Below are 23547 nucleotides of genomic sequence, written 5' to 3' on the forward strand. Positions count from 1 at the left end.
TGCCCGCGCCGGGCGAGAAGAAGGAAAGCGCACCGGCGCGGGTCGCAGCAGGCCGGGAGGATTGGCCGCGCGAAGGGGAAACGAGGCCGATCATTCTGCGGCCTCCAATTCAGCGGGACCGAACACGTCCGGGCGCTGGACATGGCGAGAAACGCCAAAAGCTTTTTCTAACTTCAGGACATGCTCAGGTGGAATTGACTTCCACTGTGCTACTGCCTGCGGGGTCACCCCAATCGCGCGCGCAATTGCGCTAGCGCCGCCTGCGGCACCTTTTACTGCAATTAACCCATTCTGATTGAGGTTCGTTTCCATGAGCGCGATTAAAAGCACAGCTTTAAAACCTATGCAAGCTATACTTAAATGGACGAAAGATGAAAGTTCCCCTTTCATCGCGCCCATGGATCAAATCGAACTCAGAAAAAAAATCGGCAAAGCCATTCGAACCGCCCGCATTCGGCGCGGCTTGGTTATGCGGGACCTAGCCGAAGCGGGGGGCGTCAGCACTGGCGCTGTTGGTAACTGGGAGCGTGGCGCAAACGCTATCGCAATGGAACATCTTCAAGCGATTTCGCAAAAGCTGCGAATCGATCCCGTAGCCCTCAGCAACGGCGCTCTGCGGTATCTGGATGAAGAGGGAGCGCTAGCCGACGCGGAGCAAGTAACAGATTTTGGACCTGCACCGACAGGCCCTATGGATGTTGAGGTTTTGGGCGTAGCCGTTGGCGGAGACGATGGCGATTTCACCTTGAACGGTGAAGTTTCCGGTTACGTTCGCAGGCCCCCAGGAATTGCACACCTCAGAAAAGTTTTTGCGCTCCACGTCCTCAGTGAAAGCATGGTTCCCCGATATGATCCCGGCGAGCTCATCTATGTCGGTGGGCGCGAGGCAGTGGCTGGAGATCACGTAGTAATCGAAATGTTCCCCGAAGATGGCGCAACTGTCGGCAAGGCGTACGTAAAGAAGCTGAAAGGGCGGATGAAGGGCGCAATAGTTTGCGAACAATACAATCCACCCAAGGAGCTACAGTTCGACGCGTACGCTATTAAGAATATGTGGCGCATCATACCGCTTCGCGAACTGCTTGGCTATTAATACGCCAAGCCTCCGCCCTTATACGGTCGTTTTCGAATGAAAATGCTGCTTGGATCGATACATTTCGACCGTCAAATCCTTCCGACTGGCAGGCCGAGCAGACTAATCGAGTGCCCAACTCTGCAATCTGAGTGGTCGGATTAACCCCGCGCAATCGGTAAAGCTCCTGCGGCTTCCGCCAGCGCATACGGCCACAATCCCCGCACTCAATCGAAAGTGAAAGCACTTGGTTTAGTGTCGCAGCGGCACCCGATTGCATCCATTTTTCTCCGTTCTGTTCTTGTTGTGTTCCAATAATTGATTCTTTTTCATTCGTTGTCGAATCGTTTTTTAGCACTTTCGTTTTAAAGTATGACTTGCAAGCATTTTAAAGCTGTGCTTACTATTGCCGCCATCCGAGCCGCCAAACCTCTCTGCGGCTCGGGCAGACTGCCGGGCGGCGCACCCTCGAAATGTGAACATGCCGCCCGGCTCCCTAAACAGGACGGAGAACGGCATGCATATCGAAACCGCGAATGACGAAGAGCTAACGCAGGCAATGGCCGACGCTATCCAGCGCGTGGGCGATGGCTGCACGAAAGCCGACCTGCGGGAATGGTTCACAGCGAAAGAAATCCGCCGTTGCGGTGACGCCGCTACCTCCCGAGCTCACGATATGCGGGTCAGCGCTGCACGCGCCACGGACCCCGCTATCAAGTACCCCTACTACTCAACCGCCGAGCTTGCACGAGCAGCAACCGCACCACGGCTTTCGACCGATGAGCGCATCAGGATGCTGGACGAGATCCAACGCCGCGATGCTGTCGCAGCCGCCTGATGCCGTTTGGCGATGGCCTTCGGGTCATCATCCAACTGCATCAACGGAGAGAGATATGAACAAGGACCGCCGCAAGGAAATCGCACGCGCCGCCGCGATGATCGATGAAGCCAAGGGTATATTGGAGACCTGCCGCGACGAAGAGCAGGATTATTACGACAATATGCCGGAATCTTTTCAGGACGGCGAAAAAGGCAGCACCGCGCAAGAGGCGATCGACACGCTAGAGGAAGCCATTTCCAGCCTCGAAGACATCGTCGCCAACATCGGCGAGTTCACCGCGTAGCCATCCGCTCCGGTTTCCGCCTCACGCGAGGCGGTTTCCCGAACGGATGGAGACAGAGCCTTGATCCAGATTTCACCCATGATCCCGACAGAGCGCCCGCAGCAGGCAACGCCGCCGTATGGCCGGTTCTTTCTGGCCTGCGTTTGCGCCGTCCTCATCCTCGCCATCATCGGCGGCGCGGCGCTTTGCGCCACCAGCCTCGCCGAGATCAAGCGCCACCACGCCGCCGCGGGGCGCGCGTGACCTTCCTCCAAACCACAAGGAACCATCCGCATGAAGAAAATACGCGATGCCTCCACCATTATCGGCATGCTAGAAAACGGCCAGCTAAACCCCGCCTTTTCCGCCGAGATCGGCCAGACGCTGGAAAAGCTTTCGGACATGTCCGAAGCCAACCCCATGCAGAGTTTCAAGGGTTCAGTGACCCTGAAACTCTCCCTGTCCGTCAAGGACGGCATGGTGACGATTGCCGCCGACATGGAATCCAAAACCCCGAAGCTGCCGCGCAAGAACTCGGTCTTTTGGGTTGTCGAAGACGGCGCGCTTTCGACCGAGCATCCCCGCCAGCACGACATGTTTTCGCCGCGCGAAGTTTCCGCGAACTGATTTCCCCACTTTAGCAACCGCGTCCGGCCAGTGACCGGCGCACCAATAGAGGAACCGAAATGGATCAACTCACCCAAACCGCCGTCGCCGAAATCGCAAAGCTCGCGGCGCAGACCAACGCCGCGATTGTGCAGGTTCCGGCACCTGCCGACGCCAAGGGCATCCCCTCCAACGTCCCGGCGCTGCTGGACCCGACCAGCGGCAAGCTGTCTGACGTATCGGCAGTCTTCGCGCCGTGGCGCACCCGCCCGGAGCGCAAGCATGGCACCGCCAATGTCGAAACGTTGGAGTCCTTCGTCCAGCTTGTCGAGCGCCACAAAACAGGCAACAGCGTGATTTTTGCGGTTACGGACTGGCGCAGCCCGGCCTTTACCGCCGTCATCGACTATCATGGCGACGACCCGGACAACGGCAAGCACCGCGTGCACTATGCGTTTCCGCTTTCCGAAGAGTGGAAAGCTTGGCAGGGCATCAATGGCAAAGCGCTGACGCAAAACGAGTTTGCGGAGTTTGTCGAAGACCATATCGCCGAACTGGCCGCGCCGGACTCGGATGAGGTGAAAGACCTCGAATTGTTGTTCCGGGCAAAGATCGCCTACCCGAATGAACTGGTAGTGCTTTCGCAGGGCTTGCAGATCAATGCTGAAACCCGCGTCAAGACCGCCGTGAAACTGCAAACCGGCGAAAGCCAGATTGTCTTTGAGGAAGACCACAAGAACGCCAACGGCGATCCGATCACCGTGCCGGGCGTTTTCGTCCTCAACATCGCGCCGTTCTTCCAGGGCGAAAGCATCCGCTTGCCCGTGCGCCTGCGCTACCGCCTTCGCGAAGGCAAACTTTCGTGGACGTGCATGCTTTACCGGCCCGATATCCACATCACCAAAGCAGTCACCTTCGCCCTGCACGAAACCGCCGCAGAACTTGGCCTGCCGAAGTTCGCAGGCAAGCCGGAAATGTCGGCCTGATTTCACCCGGAGCGCGGGCGGTCGCCGCCCGTTCCAACTTTCCAAGCCATAATTCGGAAATTAAACATGACCCGCGATACTAGTCAAAGTCCACCGCAGTTTCTTCAACGTCCTCGCCTACGTCGAGCAGATGTTCCTGCTTATCTAGCTTCAAAGCATGGAATTGATATCGCGGTCTCCACACTTGCGAAGATGGCGACGGTAGGTGGAGGTCCGTTGATGCAATATTGCGGACGGATTCCCTTATATCACCTTCAAGATTTAGATGCTTGGGCCGCCAGTCGCTTGACGAAATCTGTGCATTCCACGTCGGAACGATAGTTCATTCGTCACGGGTGGTTCGGCAGGAGCGCACCGAAATGGAAAGTCAATTTTTCGAAGTCAGAAAAAACCAGCGAAGCGCCGTCACTTCTTATTGAGGTCAGTAGTTTCTCGTCTAAGCATGCATCAATGTGATGTTGCAGACTTTGATCCTGTTCAGATTTTGAGAACCGCGAGCGTTCCCACCAAAAATCGGGATAGTAAAGTTTCGCGATCAGAAGAACGAAAGAAAGCGGAGATAACTTTCTTGACGAGGCCCATCTGTCTTCACCCGACATGCCAATATGGAAGTGGGCACCGGGATGTCGTACCCGTCGATACTGGCTCTCACTGTACTCAAACCTGATGCGAGGAATGTAGTTTCCAATCGGCAGGCTCGATGCGAGGGCAGCGAACTCTTCATCATCAATATCGCCTTTCTCCGCCGCGTCTTTAAATTCATTGAAGTCTGCGATCGCATCGGGCGATCCACTCACTCGGGGATTAGGGTAGTAAGCCAGTGCCCATTCGCTAGAAGATACGTAGGAAAACTGGAAGAATGCTAAATCCTTTAAGCTAAAATTGTAATGCGACCACGACAATCCAGCCTCATAGATCAGATTATATTCCTTCGACGTCATACTTATGTTATTGAAATGCTCTAATTTTGGGAGGCACACTAGATAAACAGTGTTCTCAACTAAATTTTCTCCAGAAAAGAATGCATGGGCCGCACGAATGCTTCCGTTGAATTCGTCACGATTCATCCGTCGTCCTCTACCAATCGCACCATGTCTTCGTCTGAGAGGTTTAATTCGCTTTTGAGCCTTTCCATCCGCCGTTTGGCTTCTACCAAACGGGCGTGTTTTTCCTCCAAGCCACGCTGAATAATATTCAATCGGCTCATGTTCGGCATGGTGAACCGTAAACGAGGGCTATTTCCAAGCGCTGTGCTTATCTCGTGACTCAATTGCGTGAAAGTTCTACTCGTCAGCCCGAATACCCTTAGCCATCCTTTTGTACGAGTGAAGGCTACAAACAACTTGTTTCGCCCAGTACGCGTCTTGAGTACAGCAGCATCGGCACCAACCACGATAACCACAGCGGCCTCGTTTCCTTTGGCTCGATATACTGTGCTCAAGGTAACTTTGTCATCGATACGGAATGGCGGTTCGCTGAACTTATCGACTATTATGTTATTACATGAAATTCCACTAACGAGGAGCCGACGAGAGATTTCAGCAAAGTAGCCTTTTGCCGCCCGGTCATCTAAGCTGACAACCAGTATCTGATGAGGATGTATGCCGCGGTTCACAAAGGATAGAACCTCATCCACAGCAGACGCAACTTCTTCCTCAAAACTATTGGCTGCACGAACGCTGATCAACGGCACATCAGCCGGAGTTTCAAGTACGCTAGGGCTGTTCACCAAGGGACGCTCAACCACGTTTTCACTTCCGGTCGTGAACGGACCCGAGATCACGTCATAGCCGACGTCCTCCCAGTGTTTAGCGTTCTCCAGCATCTGAACTACTTCATCATACACCCCGAAACCAACAGCATGCGCTAGCACAAGAACATCCCGTTGGTTTCGATACGAGCGCTGAAGCACAAAATCGTTTGTATCGGTGCCCGGTGGGAGGCTCCTAGTGAGCGAAATGCGCGGGCTGCCGTCCAAATCTTTGCCGAATAGCTGTTCTGGTTCGCGGACCTTTACGTCAAAGACGTTCTGTAGTTCGTCGTACGCCCAAATAATCTGCTTATTGTCCCGATGTCCTTTCGCGAGATAAAAGCACATCTGATAAAAGCCATCCGGAAAATCCTGGCCTTCATCTACTAGTATCACGTCATAGTAGGGACTGATAACGCCTCGATTTACCAAATCATGACACACAGAACCGAATGGATCTTCCGAATTTCGGACGTCGTTAAATGATTTGGAGAGAACGCCCTCACGTATACAAGTATCGCGATACACGCCCGGAAGATTTTGCCTTCCCCAACCGTGCCTAACGTGGACATTGTCCCAGTTTGGATCCACCTCAGCAAAGTGTCTGTGAAAACGCGTTATCAGCCGTTCAATGATATCGCGCAGGCTACGGGTGTAGTAAGTTATCAGGATTTTTGCGTTTGGGTTCTCGATGTGAGCTAGGGCAGCCTTCATTGCGAGAATCACGGTTTTGCCAGTTCCAGCTAACCCCCGTATCCGTTGCGGTCCTTGGATAGCGGTGAGAGCAACTGAGCGCTGCGTCGAATCAAAGTTGTAGATTACGGCCTCCAAGTCCCTATAAGCTCTCGCAACGGGATGGATTTCCTCATCGTCCTCGGCATCGAGTATTTGGCCAAGCGCTTTTGCACCCTCGATGATTGCTTGGACCTCTGACTGTTGCTCCTCATCGAGTGGCCCACTCGGCTCTATCAGAATACGGTAGAGCTCAGCTTCGCTGGAGACGAACTCAACTTCATCGCTATCGAAGTCATCAACATCGATGTTCGGTGCGAAAATAATCGGAACAACATCGAAAATCAGTTTTCTACGTTTTTTTAGTTTCAGGCTTTTAGCCAAAAGAGATTCGGTCGTCGCCGCTGTTTGCAAGACGCTAATTGCATCTCGTCTCACATCGTTCTTGGCAGTCGAGAGGGAGATTTTTACGAGCTTTATACCATAGCGATCACTGACGATGGTAAGGTCGGAACTATGCGTCCTGCCTTCATAGTCCTTGACTTGGGGCCAACCCGCGTAAAGGACGATCCGATCGGATTCATCGTACTGCCCCCCTCCTCGAAGCGTTCTCACCAATTGGCTCGCGACGCCGTCGTTGTCGCGACGACCAATGGTAGGTATGAACGTTACCGCCATATGATTATCCCCATAATTGATGGTCGAACCTAATAATCGCAACCATCAAGATCAAGCTGCTGAAAGAATGAAAAAATGCTCTGAGCACAAGAGTTAGGGTTTGCTCATCATATCGACGATTTTGGCGCAAACCTTATCCGCGGCGGAAAGCAGTACGTCATCAAGGTGATGGATGTACCGCTGCGTTACGTTCCCAGCTGCATGACCAAGAAGCGCAGCAATAGTTATCTCGGTAAATCCAAGATCGCCCGCGACGCTTGCATAAGAATGTCGTAACGTATGTGAGGTGACCCCCTGTAGTCCTGCTGCTTTCGTCAGGCGTTCGACCGCTTCATCGAGTGCCGAGTAGTGGCGTTTCTCGCTTCGTGGCCCCGGCAGAACATAAGGGTTACTCCCCACTCTTGGAACGTTGCGCAGAACGTTGAACACCGCCTTGCCCACGGGACGAACGGAAGCATCCTCTTTGGAATCGGCAAGCCGCAGGCAACTACCCGCTTCGTCGACTTCCGACCACATAAGCCCTGCGATTTCGCTAAGGCGGAAGCCCGTCAGAAGAAACAGCTTTGTCCCGACTACGCCTTGCCACAATTCATCGTCCGCACTTTCCAGAACCTTTCCGAGCGCCCTATATTCCTTTGCGTTCAATCGGCGCGTCCTTTTCCCCACCGCCGGTTTCTTGATACCCCGCGCGGGATTGTTCGCGATGATGCCTTCGGACACAGCATAGGTGAGAATGGCACTTAGTAGCGTCACCGATTGAGACGCCGTCCCTGCCCCACCCGTTACCACCGCCCGCCCACGGAGCTTTTCTGTTTTCTCATTAGCCGCAGTTTTGCCGATCGTTACATCACGCATCATCTTAATGACGTCAGCGGTCGTCAGTTCTTGCACCAGCCTGTTGCCGATGAGCGGGATGATATGTCTGCTGGCGCGACCTTTATCGACATAAAGGGTGGAGGCCTTCTTCGGCGCACCGCGCTTGCCGAATACTAGCCCTTTGTCCGCCGCCTCAAAATACAGATCGCACAGGTCTTTGACGGTTAGAGCCTTACGACGCGTCGAACGATCAAGCTGCGGGTCTTCGCCCCGTGCAACGTCACCAAGAACCGCCTTCGCTTCCTTCCGCGCTTCTTCCACGGTCAACGGACCATGGACGCCGATCTTGAAACGACGCGTTTGCTTCCCTGCCCTGTATTGCGCAACATAGGTCTTGCGACCGCTGGGCCAGACACGAATGCCGAAGCCCGGCAATTCGTCATCCCACTCGAAATAATCTTTGTCGCCAGCCGCGAGGCCGTCTATCATCCGCTTTGTCAGCTTTGCCACGCTGGCGTTCTCCATCCTATACAGGAAGCACATAGGAAGCGGCAGGAAGCAAATCAGAGTAAACTTGATCCAGACCGTTGTAATTGCGGAAATGGCTTTCCGCTTGATCTGAATAGCAAAATCAATTTGGAGTAAACAAGAGGAAGCGGCAGGAAATAATTCACCCCTGCCTTCCGATTCCAAAGGTCACAGGTTCGAATCCTGTCGGGTGCGCCATTTTACGCAGAACGTATCACCCCGGATTGCCACTCTTCGTTTTTGACGGAAGCCTATGGAAAGCATGTATGGCGTTGCCGCATCCGGGAGGCGGCATGCTTTGACAAGTGCGCGTCGCTGCAGTCTGAGACGGATTCCCCGAAAACGCCGTTAGACTCCGTCCCGATCGATATTGCTGAAGCATTAAAGGCGATGGGCGAGGCGGCGGCGGATCAGTGGTGGCCTGAGATAAGCTATCCGGTCTTCGACAACCCAGATGCAAAAAGCCGCCCGGTGGTCAGAACCACCGGGCGCTGGTTTCAGGCGATTGAAGTCGCAGGATCAAAACTCACGCCATTCATCTCTCGATCTGTCGACGGCGGCATTGCCCGCGAAGGCGGCAGCGAGCTTGTGGCCGAGCGCACGCACGGGTGATGCTACCGGTCTTTCGCCGCCGGCGGCGGTGCGCACCGGCGCGGGCTGGCTCTGCGGCTGATAGGCGCTGTCGCCGAGGCGGAATTGCGACAGCAACTGGTTGAGAGAGGCCACCTCCTTGGCCAAGCTGTGGCTTGCGGCATTGGTTTCTTCGACCATCGCCGCGTTTTTCTGGGTGTCCTGATCCATCTGGTTGACCGCGGTGTTGATCTGCTGCAGGCCCGAGGACTGCTCCTGCGCAGCCTCCACGATGGAAACCACGTGGCGGTTGATTTCCTGCACTTCGGATACGATCGTCACCAGCGCCTTGCCGGTGTCACCCACCAGCTGCACGCCCTGCTGCACCTGATCGTTCGAGGTGGTGATCAGCGCCTTGATCTCCTTGGCAGCATGGGCGGAGCGTTGCGCAAGCTCGCGCACCTCCTGGGCCACGACGGCGAAGCCCTTGCCGGCCTCACCGGCGCGGGCGGCCTCCACGCCGGCATTCAGGGCAAGCAGGTTGGTCTGGAAGGCGATCTCATCGATCACCCCGATGATATTGCTGATTTCATTGGCAGAATTGGCGATCTGCTCCATGGCGACCACGGCGCGGCGCACCACTTCGCCAGATTGTTCCGCGCCCGCCTTGGCGCGACTGACGATCAGGCCCGCCTCCTGCGCGCGTTTGGTGGAATCCTGCACGGTCGTGGTTATCTCCTCCAGGGCCGCGGCGGTTTCCTCCACGGCCGCCGCTTGCTGTTCGGTACGTCTCGCCAGATCGTCGGCGGCCGATTTGATTTCGTTTGCCCCCGCGCCGATGCCGTTGGCGTTCTGCGCAACACGGGTCAGGGCTGCCTGCAGCTTTTCCGCCGATGTGTTGAAATCGTTGCGCACGGTATCGAGCGTTGTCGTGAACGGCTCGCGGATGCGGTAGGAGACATCGCCGTCGGAGAGTTTCGAGAGACCGGCAGCGAGGTTGTCGACGGCGAATTTGACGTCGGCCGCTTCCTTCGCCTTCTGCTGCTCACGGTCGATCCGGTCCTGTTCCGACAGGCTGCGGTTCGCTTCGGTTTCCCGCTCGAGACGAATGCGCTCTATGGCATTTTCACGGAAAACCTGAACCGCCTGCGCCATCTGGCCGACTTCGTCTTTGCGTGCCATTCCGTCGATTTCCGCCGTCGTTTCACCGGCGGCAAGCGCGACCATGCGCTCGCGCAGGCGGGCAATCGGCGTGGTGATGCCGCGCGAAGCCACGAAAAGCGCCAGAATAATGCCGGTCGCGAAAGCAACGCCGACAGCCATCAGCGAGGTGAGGATGGTCGAATTGGTCTGATCGGTCAGGTCGTCGCTTCCCTTGACGACACCCTTGGCAAGCTTGTCAAGAAGATTGGCGATGTCGGCGCCCGTAGCGCGCATGGCAACGTCAGCCTTCAGAAGCTCCGCAGCGGATTCCTGGTTGCGGTTGGTCGAACCGAATTCCACGGCCTTGTCCGTGATGGCGATAATGGCCTTGACGTCTCGCAACAGCCTGTCGAGCGTTGCTGTCTCTTCCGGAAAAATGGCTTTGACATCATCCAGGCGCGATACCACCTCTGCCCTGTCCCCCGCATATTCCTGCTTCACGATCTTGAAGTCAGGGCTATTGGCGTCATAAGCCATGATCTGATACGCACCATAGGCCATGGACTGCAGGTTGCGGTTTGCCCGGGCAAGCTCCACCAGGGCGGCGTTGTCTTTGGCGATAAAATCGGAATAGGCCGTGTCCGCGTGCTTGTAGCGGTCGGACATGAAGCCGGTGGCGCCAAGACCGACGATGCAGATCGGCAGAATGAGAGAAAGAATTTTTGTGCGGATGCTGGCGTTCTGGAGAAAGGACACGGAAACCTCACGTCATGGAAAAAACCGCTCCTTCCCCGTGCCACAGGAGGTGTTCGGCAAGGCTGGCATGGCACGTCGAGGACCCCGGTCATCAGGGCTTCGATAGCCGCATCATCGGCTGGGATTGCCTCTGCATCATGCATACGCCGAAGAAAGCCGGGCCTGTCCCTGCAATACGCACAGGCCGTCTCCCCCGTGGCATGGCGCCCCTGAAAGGCCAGGCGCCAGGCCGCATCTTGAGGAAAAGCTGAGCAGAGCCGATCGATGGGCTGCTCGCGATTCCTTTTATCGCAAAATAATTATGACCAAAAACTTTATAATTTCTTCACGCCGAAAAATTGCAGGTGCCGACAGGGATTCGCGGTGCAGCTGCTGCCGGCGACATCAAATGATGGAACCAGTATGGAGCAGTGATCTCGCATCATTACCCGACCGCAGCGCGGCCGGCGGTGGCGGCGCATCTCGAACCGTCAACGGGAATGCAGGACCTGCGGTTGTGCGGCAGGCGGCCCGCCCGGCTTCGCTGCACTGCGCACGGGGCCGCCGGACTGGCCGGGTTCCCGCTCCGCCTCTTCCTCGACGAGGCTGGCATGGGCCTGCAGATGCAGGCCCATCATCGCGACGAGCAGGAAAAACCAGACGAAACCCGCGCTCAGAAGAAACAGGGTTTCCAGAAAGCCGTATAGCAGGACGTAAAGCCAGACGCCGACATAAAGCCGCGTCAACGGACTGTTGCGCGTGGCGCTGTCCATTTTGCCGAGATTATGGAGCGGCAGCAGATAAATCCATATCAGCACCAGAACCAGCCCCGGCACGCCACCTTCCAGCAGCAGGTCGAAATAGCCGCTATGGGAAGCCGGCGCGGTGGTCGCCCAGCTATTGTCCTCGGTGAAGCTCGACATCAGCGTATCGCTGCGCCAGAAGGCCTGGTAGCCATATCCGAGGATCGGGCTTTTGCGGATGTAATCGATGGCGACAGCCCAGATATCGGTTCGGCCCGTAAAGCTGGCGTCGATGCCCATTTTCGTCAGCATCTGTGAAAACACCGGGTCTACCGTGGTGCCCACGGTCACGGCAGCGCAGAACAAAAGAAGCAGGGTCACGACCATATAACGCCACCGGGGCCAGCGAACGATGAACCAGCCGGTTGCCACGATGATCGGCATCAGGCCGAGCACCGTCTTGCCACCTGTCTTGACCAGGAAGAAAACCGAAAGCAGCAGCACCGAGAGGCCGCCGATGAAGGACCAGCGCCTACAAAGATAAATCGACACGATGATCAGCACCGCCATGACCGATGCGGCCTCGTTCTTGTGCTGGAAGACCCCGCGCCAGTTGCCGGCCAGCAGCGGCTCCAGCGCATCGCTTGCCAGGTGAATGGACCGCGAAGGCAGGGCGACGACGCCGAAATAACACAGGAACAATATGATGAGGACGCAGGTGGCGAGCAGCGTGGTGAAATGCCGCTCGGTGCGCGGCAGCTGCAGGAACCCGCCGGCGAGCACGCAGATGATGGCGCACATGACAAGCCGACGTAGAGAAAACGATGGTGCTTCACCGAGAAGCGAGGTCAAGGCAAACCAGCCGAAAATTGCCGCTGTCAGCAGGCGCGGCGCAAGGATGATGGAGAACGAGCGCTCCCTGGCCATGAATGCCACAAAACTGCAGAGCAGGATGACTGCGGTGAGCTGGTTGAGCAGGTTGGACCCGGCCGCCATGGCGGACCCCAGATAGGTGGAGGAGAGCGAGATATAGGGCGAAAAACCGACTGTGAAGTACAGGAACGTCACATAAAACAATGCGTCCCGCCAGTAGCCACGCCCCTGTCCGTCATGCGGTGCATCCATAAGGGGTTTTTCTCTTCCTCTTTCCACCGCCTCGGCATCCCGTCCGATGCTTCATCCGGTTACCCGAATATCCTCCCAAAATCCTATTTTTTAGTTATATATAATGCACGGAAGAATAGTAATTCCGTCATTTCCGACCGCGCTTCCGGAACGAGGTCAAAGGGTTAGAAACGGAGAAGGACTGCCGGGAAAGAAGCTGCGCCCTGAAGAATGGCTCTCAGGCGTTAACTTCGCATCGAAAATTTAATGCGCTGATTTCCTTAATATTTACCACGAAATTCCTGCCCGGAAAGCCCGCCTCTACTTGCACGACAAGAGAACCGTCTTCGCATGCCGGAGGTATACTCACGCAGCCAGCAGATACTCTATTTAGCGTATATTAACAACTCAAGATATATCTTTGGGTTGATTTCGTAAATACGCATAGGCTGGAGACCCAGGGTGGACGTTCCGAGGCACACCAGGACGGACGATAGCGATAACGGTCAGTCGACGCGATGCCCGGCGCCGCAAAGCTCAACCGGCGTCCGCCCCATGCGCAGGGACGACGTGCCGGCTGTCGAGCGGGTGCTGAACAGCGCATTCAGGAAGACAGGGCCCACGACGAGCTTCGATTTCCGCTCCTATGTAGAGACGTTGTTCTTCAGCAGCCCCGTTTTTGTTCCGGATTACGGCAGCGTGGTTTACGATGCGGGAGAGAATGGCGTGACAAGCGTCATTCTGGCCGTGCCCATGCGGTTTGTCGCCAATGGAAGAACCGTTACGGCGCGCCTGCTCTGTGCTTTCGCGTCGGATGGAAAACTTGGCGCACTCGGGGCCGCGCGCCTGTCCCGCGGCATGCGGGCATCGAAACACGACATGCTGTTTTCGGATACAGCCTCGCCTGTCAGCGCCGACCATTGGGTTGCGACCGGCGGCAACATGCTGCCCATCGAAAGCCTGCAATGGCATAAGGCGCTGAAGCCCTTCTCAACCATCGCACTGCGCATGCCGCGCCGTTCGAAACTGGCCAAGACAACGCTTGCCCTGGCGGCGCTCGGCTTCGTGGACGGCGTCCTGCGCAAATGGAAAAAAGGCCTCCGGCCGCAGCAGGCTCCGGGCGCCAGGGTAAAAGAAGTGGATTTCGAAACCTTCCGCCGCGCAGCGCTGCCGATGATCGAGCGTTTTTCCGTCCGCCCGGAATGGTCCCATGACGAATTTCACTGGCTGATCGGCATGAGCAGGACGAATGAGAGTCTGGGCGAACTGAAAAGCCTGGCGATCGAGACGGCCGAAGGTCATGTCATGGGAGCCGCCCTGTTTTTCGGGCAGCCGGCGCGAACCGCCTATGTGCTCAATCTCGTCTGTGATGCCGGCCGCGAAAACGATGTCCTCAACACACTGTTCCACCATTTTGACAATGAGAATTACGCCCATGTCACTGGCATGGCGCAGCCCTTTCTGATCAACGCGCTTTACCGCCAGAACCACATGAGCTTCCGCCATGACGGATATTTCTGCATGGCCACCCGGGACGATCTGCTGAGGGAAAGGGCGCTGGCCGGGGATATCTATATAGGCGGACTATGCTCGGAGAGCTGGAGCAAACTCATCACCGATTATTGAGGCCCCCCGCAGACCGACACGAGCCGGGCCGCCGCCTCAAGCCTTGGTAAAACGACCCACATTGGCCGATATCAGATGGCGCAGGGCCTTCGCGTAACGTTTGGAGCGTGTCTTGGCCGCCAGCGCGCTGGTCCAGTCCACCATCGATCCGTTGATATCGAAATCGCCGAGCTGACCTTCGGGTATATCGCCCTTTTCGATCCGCTCGACGATGGAAGCGAGCGCCGAATAGAATTCCGGCGAACGATAAGGCGGGTGCAGTGAATACATGCCTTTACCCGTACCGAGAAAATCCAGCCTGTAGACGCCGCGGCGCATCATGTTGGTGCTCAACACCTCCTCAGCAGGCATCGAGATGGGCTGCTGATTATAGGCATAGGAGCGGATGCGCCGTTTGAAATCGGGCCTGAGCAGTTCCAGCGAACCGATCCGCTTGGCGAAGCGTTCCATGTCAATCATGAAAAGACGTGTGGAAACGGTGGCGAAGCGCCAGGTGGGAATACGCGACGGCAACTTGCGCGGCTCAGGAATGTTCTTCACGCCGGGCATGCCGACATGGCGGGAAATATCGAGATCGCCCCGCACTGTCGGCGGCCCGGAAAACGGCGTGATGCACAGCGCATCCGGATTGGCTTTCTGCAGCGCGATCGCCTCGGAAAACCAGCTCTGGCTGCCGCCGCCAAACATCATGTCGCTGTCCATGTGCAGCACGTAACGGGCGTTGGCCCGTTTAAGACCGTGGAAATAGACGTGGAAAGGACCGCCGTCGAAAGCCTTGGCGGGATAGGGAACCGCCGACCGGGAAAAGAAGGTCTCGGACACCGCCTTGCGCGCCTCATCACTGTAATCGACGATATCGACGACGAGATGCGGATAGTTGATCTGCATTTCCTCCAGCATGTCGAAAAGTCGTTTGCGCGACGCTTCGAAGCCTTTGCCCTTGTAGCGACCCGCCCCCACCTGGCCGGTATCGACCGTCAGCAGAATGCGGTCCACCTGTCCGCCCCAGACCCGTAGCTGATGCGGCAACGTCAATGCGGCATGCGGAGCGTCGAAGGGATGCAGATTGACCTGCAGCGCTTTCTGGACGGGAGGAAGCGGCATTTCAGCATTCATAGTCACGCACCACGGTTCCGGAATTCATTGATGATGGCCATCATGGGTTTTTCGTTGAAGCTCCAGTCGAGCGGCAACGGTCGGTTCGCCGTGCCGTCACGACGCGGATAGGCCCAGCGGATCCAGGTATACTGGTCCGAAATACCCCATGTGGTGATCGAGGAAAGCGGGCCGCCGGCCGAGGCCGCCTCAAGAAAATCCCGGACCTGACCGTTGATCATTAAATCGCGTTCCGCTTCCGGACCGGGCAGCGTCTGGTCCATCACATCAAGCTCCGTCACCAGAACGGCAAGGCCGTAACCGCGCATTTCCGTCACGAAGGCGGCAAGCTCGTCCTTGGCGATCGGCCAGCCGCCGCGCAGGTGCCCCTGCAGACCGATGGCGTTGATGGGCGCCCCTTTTTCCAGAAGCTCGAGAATGAGATTGCGGAACGCCTCGCGCTTGGCTGGCGATTTTTCGACCGCGAATTCCACGTCATATTCATTGAGAACGAGCTGCGCTTTCGGATCGACCTGATGGGCGATATCGAAGGCCTTCTTGATGGCGTCCGGCCCGGCGCCGTAATACCAGGCGTCACGCCGGGCGCGCACATTGCCGGGAACATCCGGGATCGGTTCGTTCACCACGTCCCAGCTATGGACCACATCCCCGTAACGCTCCATCACCTTGACGATATGGGTTTCCATCAGCTTCTCGACCTTGCCGCTGCCACCGATGCCGGCAATCCAGGGGGCATTTGAGGCGTACCAGATCAGCGGATGGCCATGCATGGAAAGCTTGTGCTGGCGCGCGAAGTTGGCGAGTGCATCGGCGGGCGCAAAATCGAACACCGCTTCCGATGGCCGCATGACCTCCCATTTCATTTCAGTCACGGGGGTGATGCGCGAGCAATATTTCACGATCGCCTCGCCGATGCGGCTATCGGCGGTGAGGTCAGGCAGATAAATGGCCGCGCCGTAAGGTGCGGTTTTGGTCGAGGTTTTTTTCTGCGCGGCAGAGGCCGTGCCGGTCACGGCGTGCAAAAGGCCCGCGCTTGCCGCACCGCCCAGAAAATTCCGCCGCCCGATCCGCATTCATCCGCCTCCACAACCCCGGCGCATCGAGGGAAAACCGGGATCGATTTTCGCCAGCAACGATGCGCAGCCCAAAATGTCGGAGCGTTTCCGCACATCCGGATGGACCCGGCACGCTCCATTCTCAAAACATAACATTCTGATCATGCCAAAAGGATATTAAAGATTTGCAAGGTTAACCGCCGCTATACCACGTCGTAATTGGCCAGCGCCGCTTAATCCGGTAGTAACTTCGCCATGCGAATTCTTGGCCCATGCCTCACGGAGTTTAAAGCTTGATATCCGTTTCGATTGTCATCCCCGTTCGCAATGGCGAGCGTTACATCGTGGAAGCGATCGAAAGCGCATTGCTTCAGGGCAAAACCGTCTGCGAGGTGCTGGTGGTTGATGACGGTTCCACTGATAGCACGGCGCAAAAGGTGCAGGGTTTTTCCGATCCGCGCGTTAAACTGCTTGCCCGGCCGCAGGGACGGCAGGGCGTTTCCGCGGTTCGCAATTTCGGTCTTTCGCAGGCACGTGGCGAGTGGACGATGTTTCTCGATGCCGATGACCGCCTGAAGCCTGGCGCCGTCGCGGGGCTTTGCGCCGGCGTCACCGGCCCGGATGTCGTTGCCGTTTATGGCGATTACGAGCGTATCGATGAAAACGGTGCAAAGATCGGCCGTCGCAACCTCATCCGTCGCCGCGAAAAGCCTGACGGGTTCATCCTTCGGCCGCTGCTCGGCGGAAACTTCATCGTCAATGGCGGCATCATGCTGGTCAGAACCCGAATCTTCCAGGATTTCGGCGGCTTCGACGAGACCCTGCGGTATGCGGAAGACTGGTACGGCTGGTGCAGGCTGGCCGCCGCGGGCCGCTTTGTTTATCTTCCCGGCCGCCACGTCCTCGATTATCGGGTTCACCGGACGAGCGTTATGATGAATCGGCTCTTGACCTTCCGCGATTGCGAACCGGCAATCGAAGCCGTGTTTTCCGATCCCGCCATCGTCGCAGCCATTCCCCCGCAGGAGCTCGGGCGGCTTCGCCGCAAATCCGAAAACCACATGAACGCCTATACCGTTGCCCAGGCGTTTCGTGCCCGCCGTTACCGGGAAGCCTTGTCGGCACTGGCCGACACCGTCATCCATCGCCCGCGCCAGAGCCTCCGGGCCGTCGTTTTTTCCGCCGCAGCACTTGCCGGAATTTAGGAGTTTCCATGTCCGAGATCATGCCGGAAGCGGTGGTGTGCATCCCCAGTTTCCGCCGGCCGGAAGGCCTGAAGAAGACACTTGCATCGCTTGCGGCCCAGAAGGTCGATTTTCCCTTCGCGGTCGTCGTGGTCGATAATGATGGTGCAGGCCAGCAGGGTCTCGCTGTTGCGCGCGCCTTTTTTGCCGAAAACGACATGGCCGGGCTGGCCCTGGTAGAACCGACACAGGGCAATTGTTACGCCATCAATACGGCGTTCCGCACCGCCCGGCAGAGCTATCCTTCGGCGCAATGGTTTCTGATGATCGATGACGACGAGGCCGCCTCCCCCGTCTGGCTTGGGCAAATGGTCTCGGCGGCGAAATCCTTCGACGCCGACATCGTCGGCGGACCCGTCAATCGCGAATTCGACGCCCCGGCTTCCAGGGCGGTTCTTTCGCATCCGCTGTTCGGTTCCATAGAAGCACCGACCGGCCCGGTCGACCAGATCCACGGCTCGGGCAATTGCCTGATTTCACGGCGAGTGTTCGAAACCTTGCCGAAGCCGGAATTCGACGTGCGGTTCAACTTCCTCGGCGGCGGCGACATGGATTTCTTCACACGCTGCCGCAAGGCCGGTTTCAAATTCGCCTGGAATGCGAACGCCCTCATCATCGAATACGTGCCGGAAAGCCGCATGGCGCCGCGCTGGATCATGGAGCGCTCGCTCCGGACCGGCATCATCAATTACAGCATCGATCGCGCCCGCCGCCCCGGCCTGAAGGGCGGACTGCTGCTCGCCGCCAAAAATGCCGTCAGCCTGTGCCTGTCGCTCTTCCGCGCCGTTTCCGCATTGCTGAAAACCGGTTCGCTGCTGCCCGCCACCCATCCGCCCCTCATGTCCGTGGGCCGGGTGATGGCGAGCCTCGGCATCACGCTCACGCCCTATAAGGCACCGGCGAAGAAAAGCTGACGCCCGATCTTACCGTCACGTTTAACCCAGCGTCTTTTGCCTGCCGAACGACATCGGGTTCGCGGGCCGCTTCTGCAAACCGAAAGACGAAAAGGCCGTCGCAAGTACGAGAAGCGGCACGAGCACCGGCCAGAAAAAACAAAGGACAATGCCGGTTACCCGATAAAAATCCCAGTTCTTGTCGCGGCGGGCGCCTTCAATATAGGTCATGGCGAGAGAGGTAACGGTGCCAATTCCATATATGAAAAGAGAAATGGACGTAATCACCATTGATGGCCTCGAAATATCTCTGATTCGAATAAATTTGTAATATTTGTGCAGTGTAGCGCAGCCGTTCGCAGTTGCAACGGGTTTCGGCGCCGCAGCGCGCTGATTCAATAAGTTAGAAAAACCTTACATTTATCGGGCAAGACGGCGCAATGATCTAGCGGTTCTGCCCCGAAGCGCCAAAGCGATACTTCAGCAGCGAATATATGGCGATCGGATTGGTCAGCAGGTAACGTTTTCCAAGACGCTTCGGCTCAAGCATCGCCCGGTAGAGCCATTCCAGCCCCATATCCTGCATCCACTGCGGCGCCCGGCTGTTCTTGCCGGCAATGAAATCAAAAAGGCCGCCGCAGGTCTTGATCACGGCGACGCCGGAAAGCCTGTCCAGATTGCGCGAAACGAAGCGCTGCTCGAGCGGAATGCCGAAGCCGACCCAAAGAATATCGGTCTTCGAGGCGACAATATCGGCAATGATTTCGTCCCCGCGACCCGGACTGAAATAACCATTATGGCGTCCCGAAAAGACGAGGCGCGGATAAAGCCTCTGCATTTCCTCGACCGCCGCACGGTTCACCTCTTCGGAACCGCCAAGGAAATAAAACCGGCTGCCCGTCTCTTCGGCGCGCTTGGCCACCGCATGGACGAGATCCGTCGTTGCAACCCGTTCTCTCAACGCCCGGGCACAGAACTTGCGGGAGAAGATCACCAGCGACATGCCATCGGCGTGAATCTGGTCCGCCTGCCGCAGCATGGCGTCGAATTCGCGGTCGTGGTGGCAGAGCGCGATGACCTGACCGTTTGCGGATGTCGAATAAAACGGCCTTGCACCCGGCGTACGCTCCGTCGTTGCACGCAGGATGAAATCCCGCGCGGTTTCATCGATGGTTGCGTCAGTAATGGGTAGGGACGCAAGAGAAATGACCGGCCAGGAATGACCAGTCTCCTCCGTCTGCGGCATCTCTCTCCCTGTCATAATCTGTCCGGCGTCCAAGATAGGCATCGTTTCATTGTTATGGGCACGCATATGCATAAAATAGAAGGCTTCAAACACTACGAAGAACTATCATTAATATTTTTATAAATCCTCCGCTTGAGGCAGGGAAATTGCACGCCCGCTGGTTGAATGACCTTCCCCTCGCCTATTCCCGTTTGGCGTCCGATGGTTTAATGGACGGAAACATCAATGACAAAGGTCCCGGCCATGGAAACCATTTCAATCGACAACCGCGGCGATTTCGGCCTCTGGGCAATAGAACGTGCGAAGGAAATCGTTGCCAACGAGGCGTCCGATCTCGCCGTTTCCGTCCGTGATGGCGACGAGGCAGGCATTCGCGATGCCGGCAATGCGCTGGGTGCGGCCATCGCCGCCGCTCTCCTTGAAGTTTATGATGGCCTGATCTCGGAAGAATAAGTCGGCGCGGGGTCCCAGATTTAACGCGCCGCGGCTTCCGCATGATCGTCCCGGCGCAGATAACCCCACAGCCCGAGTGCGATTGCAATGGCGAGGCCGAGAAACAGGCCGCCCGCGCCGCCAGCGACGAGGAAGACCAGCTTGCCCGGCGGCCAGCTTCTGGAGTTCGGCGCAACCGGCTGCGAAATAACGCGGACATTGGTGGAATCGATCGATTGCTGTTCGGCGAGCTGGCGTGACCGGGTAAGATAGGTCTCATAGATCGCCGCTGCCGAGCGGGCGTCGCGCTCAAGATCCCTCAGCCGCACCTGCGCTTCGTTATCGGTGAAGACATTGGCACGCTCCGCCACGGCTTTCAGTCGCAGCGCATCGAGCGAGGAGCGCGCTTCGGCGACATTTGTCTTGGCTGCCTGCAGAATGCGCCGCGCCTCGTCGGCCATGCCGCGTTCCAGCATGGCCCGTTCCGCACCTGCGGTCGCCAGCCGCGGATGACGCGCGCCGTAGGTCAGCGTCATGGCTCCGATCTGCTGCTGCAGGGTGCTGTATTGCGCCCGGATCGTGTTCATGGTCTGGCTATCGAAAATCGCATCGCTTTGCGTGCGGTTCTGCGCGATTGCCGCCTCCATCTGCTTCAGCCGGGATTCTTCCTGGATGACGCGCTGCTGGGCCGCGAGAACCTGTGTATTGAGCTCACCGGAGGCCAGGTTGCTGACAAGCTGGCCATTATTCTCCTGCAGGCCGTTTTCGCGACGGAAATCGGCCACCCGCTTTTCAGCCGCAGTAACATTCTCGCGCATTTCCTCAAGCCGCTTCCTGAGATCGTCGACGACACGCTGGCTGCTGTCGGAGGTCGTCTGGAACAGCTCGGTTTCAAACGCCTTCACGATGGCCTTTGAGACCGTCACGGATTTGTCGGCATCATTGGTCCAGACGGAAAGCGTCACCACGAAGGAGCGTGGGTCGCGTTCCGCTGCGACCCGGTCGCCGAGGGAGCGGAGTGCACCGAGCCGGTTGTCGCCATCTTCCGGCCTGGATGAAAACATCGCCTTCAGCCGGGCGAGCGGCGGCGGGCTGATGAATTCCGGATCCTGATCGAGCTTCAGTTCCTCCACCACCCGCGCCAGCACGTTGCGCGACGTGATCGTGCGCAGCTTGCTTTCGACTTCGAGAATCTGCGTGTCACGCTGCTGGTTCGGCGAGAACACGCCGTCGTTGACAACGTTGAGATTGGAGGGATTGACGACGATATCCGTATAGGCCGTGTAGCGTGGCGGCGTCATATACGCATAGCTGAGCGCAGCCGCGACGCAGAGAATGATTGCCAGAACGATCCAGACGATGCCCCTGCGAAGCCAGATGAGGACGTCGTCAACGCCGATCCTGTCGATATGGCTGAGGCCCGGCAATGCTGCGGCCAGATTTCCGCTGGGCGACGACGCCTTCACCGGTCTCGCGGCCGGAGCGGGCTCGACAGCAGCCGCGGCCGGTTTTGGCTCGAGATGCTCTTTCAGCACCGTGCGCTCGAAAACCTCGTCGTCATCCACCAGATCATCCAGCAGGGAACCATGAGTTTTCGCGGCCGGCGCCGTTTTTTCATCGAGCGGACGTACCTGCTTATGTCCCGCCTTTTGAAGCCTGTACATCAGCCAATCCAACTCGAACGAACCAAAAAAAGCCGGCAACCGATGATCCTCATCGTCGCCATAGCCGCTATCGACGGACAAGTTTAAATATGACGGGTGAATTTTAGGTTACCCGCATCATTGCCGTCATCATCGCCTATTCGCGGCCTCCAGGGAAGGGGAGGATTGACGTGAATGGATCGATACGGTTCTTTCAAGCGTTACATTTTTGAACTATCCATTTGGCCCTCAAGGATTTTACGGAAGCGGAGTTGAGAATGAGCCTGAAATTTGGAACGAGCGGCCTTCGTGGCCTCTCCGTCGATCTGAAAGGAAAAGCGTCGGCCGTTTATGCCACGGCATTTGCGAAGCACCTTCTCACATCGGGCCAGGCAAAGGCGGGCGACCCCATTCTCGTTGGCCGCGATTTCCGCGATTCGAGCCCCGATGTGTCCGCCACCTGCATCGCGGCATTGAAAAAGGCAGGCCTCACGCCGTTCGATTGCGGCACGGTGCCCACCCCGGCTCTGGCGCTTTATGCTCTGTCGCTGAAGGCGGGCGCGCTGATGGTAACGGGCTCCCACATCCCGGCCGACCGCAACGGCATCAAGTTCTACCGCCCGGATGGCGAAATCGACAAGCAGGACGAGACGGCCATCGCAGCCCTCGCCGCCGAAATCGAAGCGGAAGGCATCAGCGACGAATCGGCGACTGCCGAAGACCATTCCGCCATCGCAGCCGAACTATTCTACGAACGCAACATCGCGCTGTTGCCGGAAAAGGCTCTCTCAGGCCTCAAGATCGGTGTTTACCAGCATAGCACGGTGGCGCGCGATCTCTTTGTCGACGTTCTCGCCCATTACGGCGCCGATGTCGTTCCGCTCGGCCGCTCGGAGACCTTCATCCCCGTCGATACGGAGGCGGTCTCGCCGGAGACGCTTTCGCTTCTCAAAAAATGGGCTCCTGAGCACAGTCTCGACGCCATTGTTTCCGCCGATGGCGACGGTGACCGCCCCCTGCTGGCCGATGAAAGGGGCGTACCGCTGCGCGGCGACCTCATTGGCCTCATCACCGCCAATTTCCTTGGCGCAGGCGTCGTTGTCACCCCTGTAACGTCCAATTCCGGCATCGAGGCCAATGGTTCCTTTGAGGTCGTTCGTACGAAGGTTGGCTCGCCTTTCGTCATTGCCGGCATGGCAGACGCCCTTTCAGCCGGAAAGAACGGCGTGATGGGCTTCGAGGCGAATGGCGGCCTGCTGACGGCCTCTTCCTTCACGCTCAACGGCAGGCCCCTCTCGCCGCTGCCCACGCGTGACAGCTTCCTGCCCGTTCTCGCCGTGCTGCTTCTTTCGTCGGAACAGAAAAAACCGCTGTCGCAAATCGCCGCCGCCTATAACCTTCCGGTCGCCGCCGCCGACCGCCTGGAAAATTTCGCGCAGGAAAAGAGCGCCGCCCTGATGGCGCATCTGCGCGCCTCGCGCACCAATCTCGAAGCCTTCCTCGCCCCGGTTGGCACGGTGAAAGGCCTGAGCGACATCGACGGCCTGCGCGTGTCATTGACCGACGGCAGCACCATCCACTTCCGCCCGTCAGGCAACGCGCCGGAAATGCGCTGCTACGTCGAAGCTGCCAATCAGGATGAGGCCGAGACGCTTTTGAGCAAGGGGCTCGACCTTATCCGAAATTTTGGATGATTTTTGGATGATGCCGGGCAAGCCCGGCATCT

At 57.5% G+C, this 23547-nt stretch carries 22 protein-coding genes; 11 read left to right on the top strand and 11 right to left on the bottom strand.

Features of this window, described 5'->3' with window-relative positions; translation table 11 throughout:
- Window positions 1-90 precede the first annotated feature (90 nt).
- Entirely contained in the window at window positions 91-312 is a 222-nt protein-coding gene (locus HQN82_RS09695; RefSeq protein WP_234904852.1) for a Cro/CI family transcriptional regulator, read from the bottom strand.
- 85 nt (window positions 313-397) lie between these two features.
- On the opposite strand from HQN82_RS09695, the gene HQN82_RS09700 reads away from it, so the two are divergent.
- The 6 genes from HQN82_RS09700 to HQN82_RS09725 all read left to right on the top strand — a co-directional run bounded on the left by HQN82_RS09700 (window position 398) and on the right by HQN82_RS09725 (window position 3767).
- The gene (locus tag HQN82_RS09700; RefSeq protein ID WP_173614828.1) at window positions 398-1093 is read left to right on the top strand and encodes an XRE family transcriptional regulator; all 696 of its coding nucleotides are present in this window, start codon (window positions 398-400) and stop codon (window positions 1091-1093) included.
- 496 nt (window positions 1094-1589) lie between these two features.
- Window positions 1590-1910 (top strand): hypothetical protein, encoded by a 321-nt coding sequence (locus HQN82_RS25515; RefSeq protein ID WP_234904853.1) that lies wholly within the window; start codon window positions 1590-1592, stop codon window positions 1908-1910.
- A gap of 55 nt (window positions 1911-1965) precedes the next feature.
- Window positions 1966-2196 (top strand): hypothetical protein, encoded by a 231-nt coding sequence (locus HQN82_RS09710; protein ID WP_173614829.1) that lies wholly within the window; start codon window positions 1966-1968, stop codon window positions 2194-2196.
- A 60-nt stretch (window positions 2197-2256) separates the two neighbouring features.
- The gene (locus HQN82_RS09715) at window positions 2257-2439 is read left to right on the top strand and encodes a hypothetical protein (protein WP_173614830.1); all 183 of its coding nucleotides are present in this window, start codon (window positions 2257-2259) and stop codon (window positions 2437-2439) included.
- A gap of 30 nt (window positions 2440-2469) precedes the next feature.
- On the top strand, window positions 2470-2802 hold the full coding sequence (locus HQN82_RS09720) for a hypothetical protein (RefSeq protein WP_112200745.1): 333 nt from the start codon (window positions 2470-2472) through the stop codon (window positions 2800-2802).
- A 59-nt stretch (window positions 2803-2861) separates the two neighbouring features.
- Entirely contained in the window at window positions 2862-3767 is a 906-nt protein-coding gene (locus HQN82_RS09725; protein ID WP_173614831.1) for a YfdQ family protein, read from the top strand.
- Window positions 3768-4096: 329 nt separating this feature from the next.
- Here the strand turns inward: HQN82_RS09725 and HQN82_RS09730 are convergent, their stop codons facing one another.
- From HQN82_RS09730 to uppW, 5 genes are all read right to left on the bottom strand, one after another.
- On the bottom strand, window positions 4097-4834 hold the full coding sequence (locus HQN82_RS09730; RefSeq protein ID WP_173614832.1) for a DUF2290 domain-containing protein: 738 nt from the start codon (window positions 4832-4834) through the stop codon (window positions 4097-4099).
- Window positions 4831-6927, bottom strand: a complete 2097-nt coding sequence (locus tag HQN82_RS09735; RefSeq protein WP_173614833.1) for a DEAD/DEAH box helicase — start codon at window positions 6925-6927, stop codon at window positions 4831-4833. Before HQN82_RS09735 ends, HQN82_RS09730 begins: the two co-directional genes overlap by 4 nt.
- A 93-nt stretch (window positions 6928-7020) precedes the next feature.
- The gene (locus tag HQN82_RS09740; protein ID WP_173614834.1) at window positions 7021-8253 is read right to left on the bottom strand and encodes a tyrosine-type recombinase/integrase; all 1233 of its coding nucleotides are present in this window, start codon (window positions 8251-8253) and stop codon (window positions 7021-7023) included.
- A gap of 537 nt (window positions 8254-8790) precedes the next feature.
- Window positions 8791-10740: a methyl-accepting chemotaxis protein gene (locus tag HQN82_RS09745; protein WP_173614835.1), complete on the bottom strand. Its 1950-nt coding sequence runs from the start codon at window positions 10738-10740 to the stop codon at window positions 8791-8793.
- Window positions 10741-11210: 470 nt separating this feature from the next.
- Window positions 11211-12587: a Wzy-type polysaccharide biosynthesis protein UppW gene (gene uppW, locus HQN82_RS09750; RefSeq protein WP_112766887.1), complete on the bottom strand. Its 1377-nt coding sequence runs from the start codon at window positions 12585-12587 to the stop codon at window positions 11211-11213.
- A 534-nt stretch (window positions 12588-13121) separates the two neighbouring features.
- Between uppW and HQN82_RS09755 the strand changes: the two genes are divergently transcribed.
- Window positions 13122-14192 carry a GNAT family N-acetyltransferase gene (locus tag HQN82_RS09755; RefSeq protein WP_162699445.1) on the top strand — a complete coding sequence of 357 codons (1071 nt, stop codon included), beginning with the start codon at window positions 13122-13124 and terminating at the stop codon, window positions 14190-14192.
- Window positions 14193-14228: 36 nt separating this feature from the next.
- Here the strand turns inward: HQN82_RS09755 and uppG are convergent, their stop codons facing one another.
- Together uppG and uppI are read right to left on the bottom strand one after the other, a co-directional pair.
- A complete protein-coding gene (gene uppG / locus HQN82_RS09760) occupies window positions 14229-15308 on the bottom strand; it encodes a polysaccharide biosynthesis glycosyltransferase UppG (protein ID WP_153776329.1) in 1080 nt (359 codons plus the stop codon).
- Window positions 15309-15310: 2 nt separating this feature from the next.
- Complete coding sequence (gene uppI / locus HQN82_RS09765) at window positions 15311-16381, bottom strand: polysaccharide biosynthesis UDP-hexose transferase UppI (RefSeq protein ID WP_112766884.1); 1071 nt, start codon at window positions 16379-16381, stop codon at window positions 15311-15313.
- 275 nt (window positions 16382-16656) lie between these two features.
- Between uppI and uppH the strand changes: the two genes are divergently transcribed.
- Together uppH and uppJ are read left to right on the top strand one after the other, a co-directional pair.
- Window positions 16657-17568: a polysaccharide biosynthesis endo-1,4-beta-xylanase UppH gene (gene uppH / locus HQN82_RS09770; protein WP_173614836.1), complete on the top strand. Its 912-nt coding sequence runs from the start codon at window positions 16657-16659 to the stop codon at window positions 17566-17568.
- Between the two features lie 8 nt (window positions 17569-17576).
- Complete coding sequence (gene uppJ / locus HQN82_RS09775) at window positions 17577-18521, top strand: polysaccharide biosynthesis UDP-hexose transferase UppJ (RefSeq protein ID WP_142185039.1); 945 nt, start codon at window positions 17577-17579, stop codon at window positions 18519-18521.
- Window positions 18522-18542: 21 nt separating this feature from the next.
- On the opposite strand, the gene HQN82_RS09780 is transcribed toward uppJ, so the two are convergent.
- Together HQN82_RS09780 and uppL are read right to left on the bottom strand one after the other, a co-directional pair.
- Window positions 18543-18791 (bottom strand): hypothetical protein, encoded by a 249-nt coding sequence (locus HQN82_RS09780; RefSeq protein WP_022556783.1) that lies wholly within the window; start codon window positions 18789-18791, stop codon window positions 18543-18545.
- A 154-nt stretch (window positions 18792-18945) separates the two neighbouring features.
- Entirely contained in the window at window positions 18946-19746 is an 801-nt protein-coding gene (gene uppL / locus HQN82_RS09785) for a polysaccharide biosynthesis UDP-hexose transferase UppL (protein WP_004443235.1), read from the bottom strand.
- A gap of 243 nt (window positions 19747-19989) precedes the next feature.
- Here uppL and HQN82_RS09790 point away from each other — a divergent pair, with 243 nt between their 5' ends.
- Window positions 19990-20199: a hypothetical protein gene (locus HQN82_RS09790; RefSeq protein ID WP_003491679.1), complete on the top strand. Its 210-nt coding sequence runs from the start codon at window positions 19990-19992 to the stop codon at window positions 20197-20199.
- Between the two features lie 20 nt (window positions 20200-20219).
- Here the strand turns inward: HQN82_RS09790 and uppM are convergent, their stop codons facing one another.
- Window positions 20220-21842 (bottom strand): polysaccharide biosynthesis protein UppM, encoded by a 1623-nt coding sequence (uppM, locus tag HQN82_RS09795; protein WP_173614837.1) that lies wholly within the window; start codon window positions 21840-21842, stop codon window positions 20220-20222.
- 257 nt (window positions 21843-22099) lie between these two features.
- Between uppM and uppO the strand changes: the two genes are divergently transcribed.
- Window positions 22100-23515: a polysaccharide biosynthesis phosphomannomutase UppO gene (uppO, locus tag HQN82_RS09800; RefSeq protein ID WP_173614838.1), complete on the top strand. Its 1416-nt coding sequence runs from the start codon at window positions 22100-22102 to the stop codon at window positions 23513-23515.
- Window positions 23516-23547 lie beyond the last annotated feature (32 nt).

Source organism: Agrobacterium pusense, from assembly GCF_013285525.1.
In the GTDB taxonomy this organism is placed as follows: domain Bacteria; phylum Pseudomonadota; class Alphaproteobacteria; order Rhizobiales; family Rhizobiaceae; genus Agrobacterium; species Agrobacterium pusense.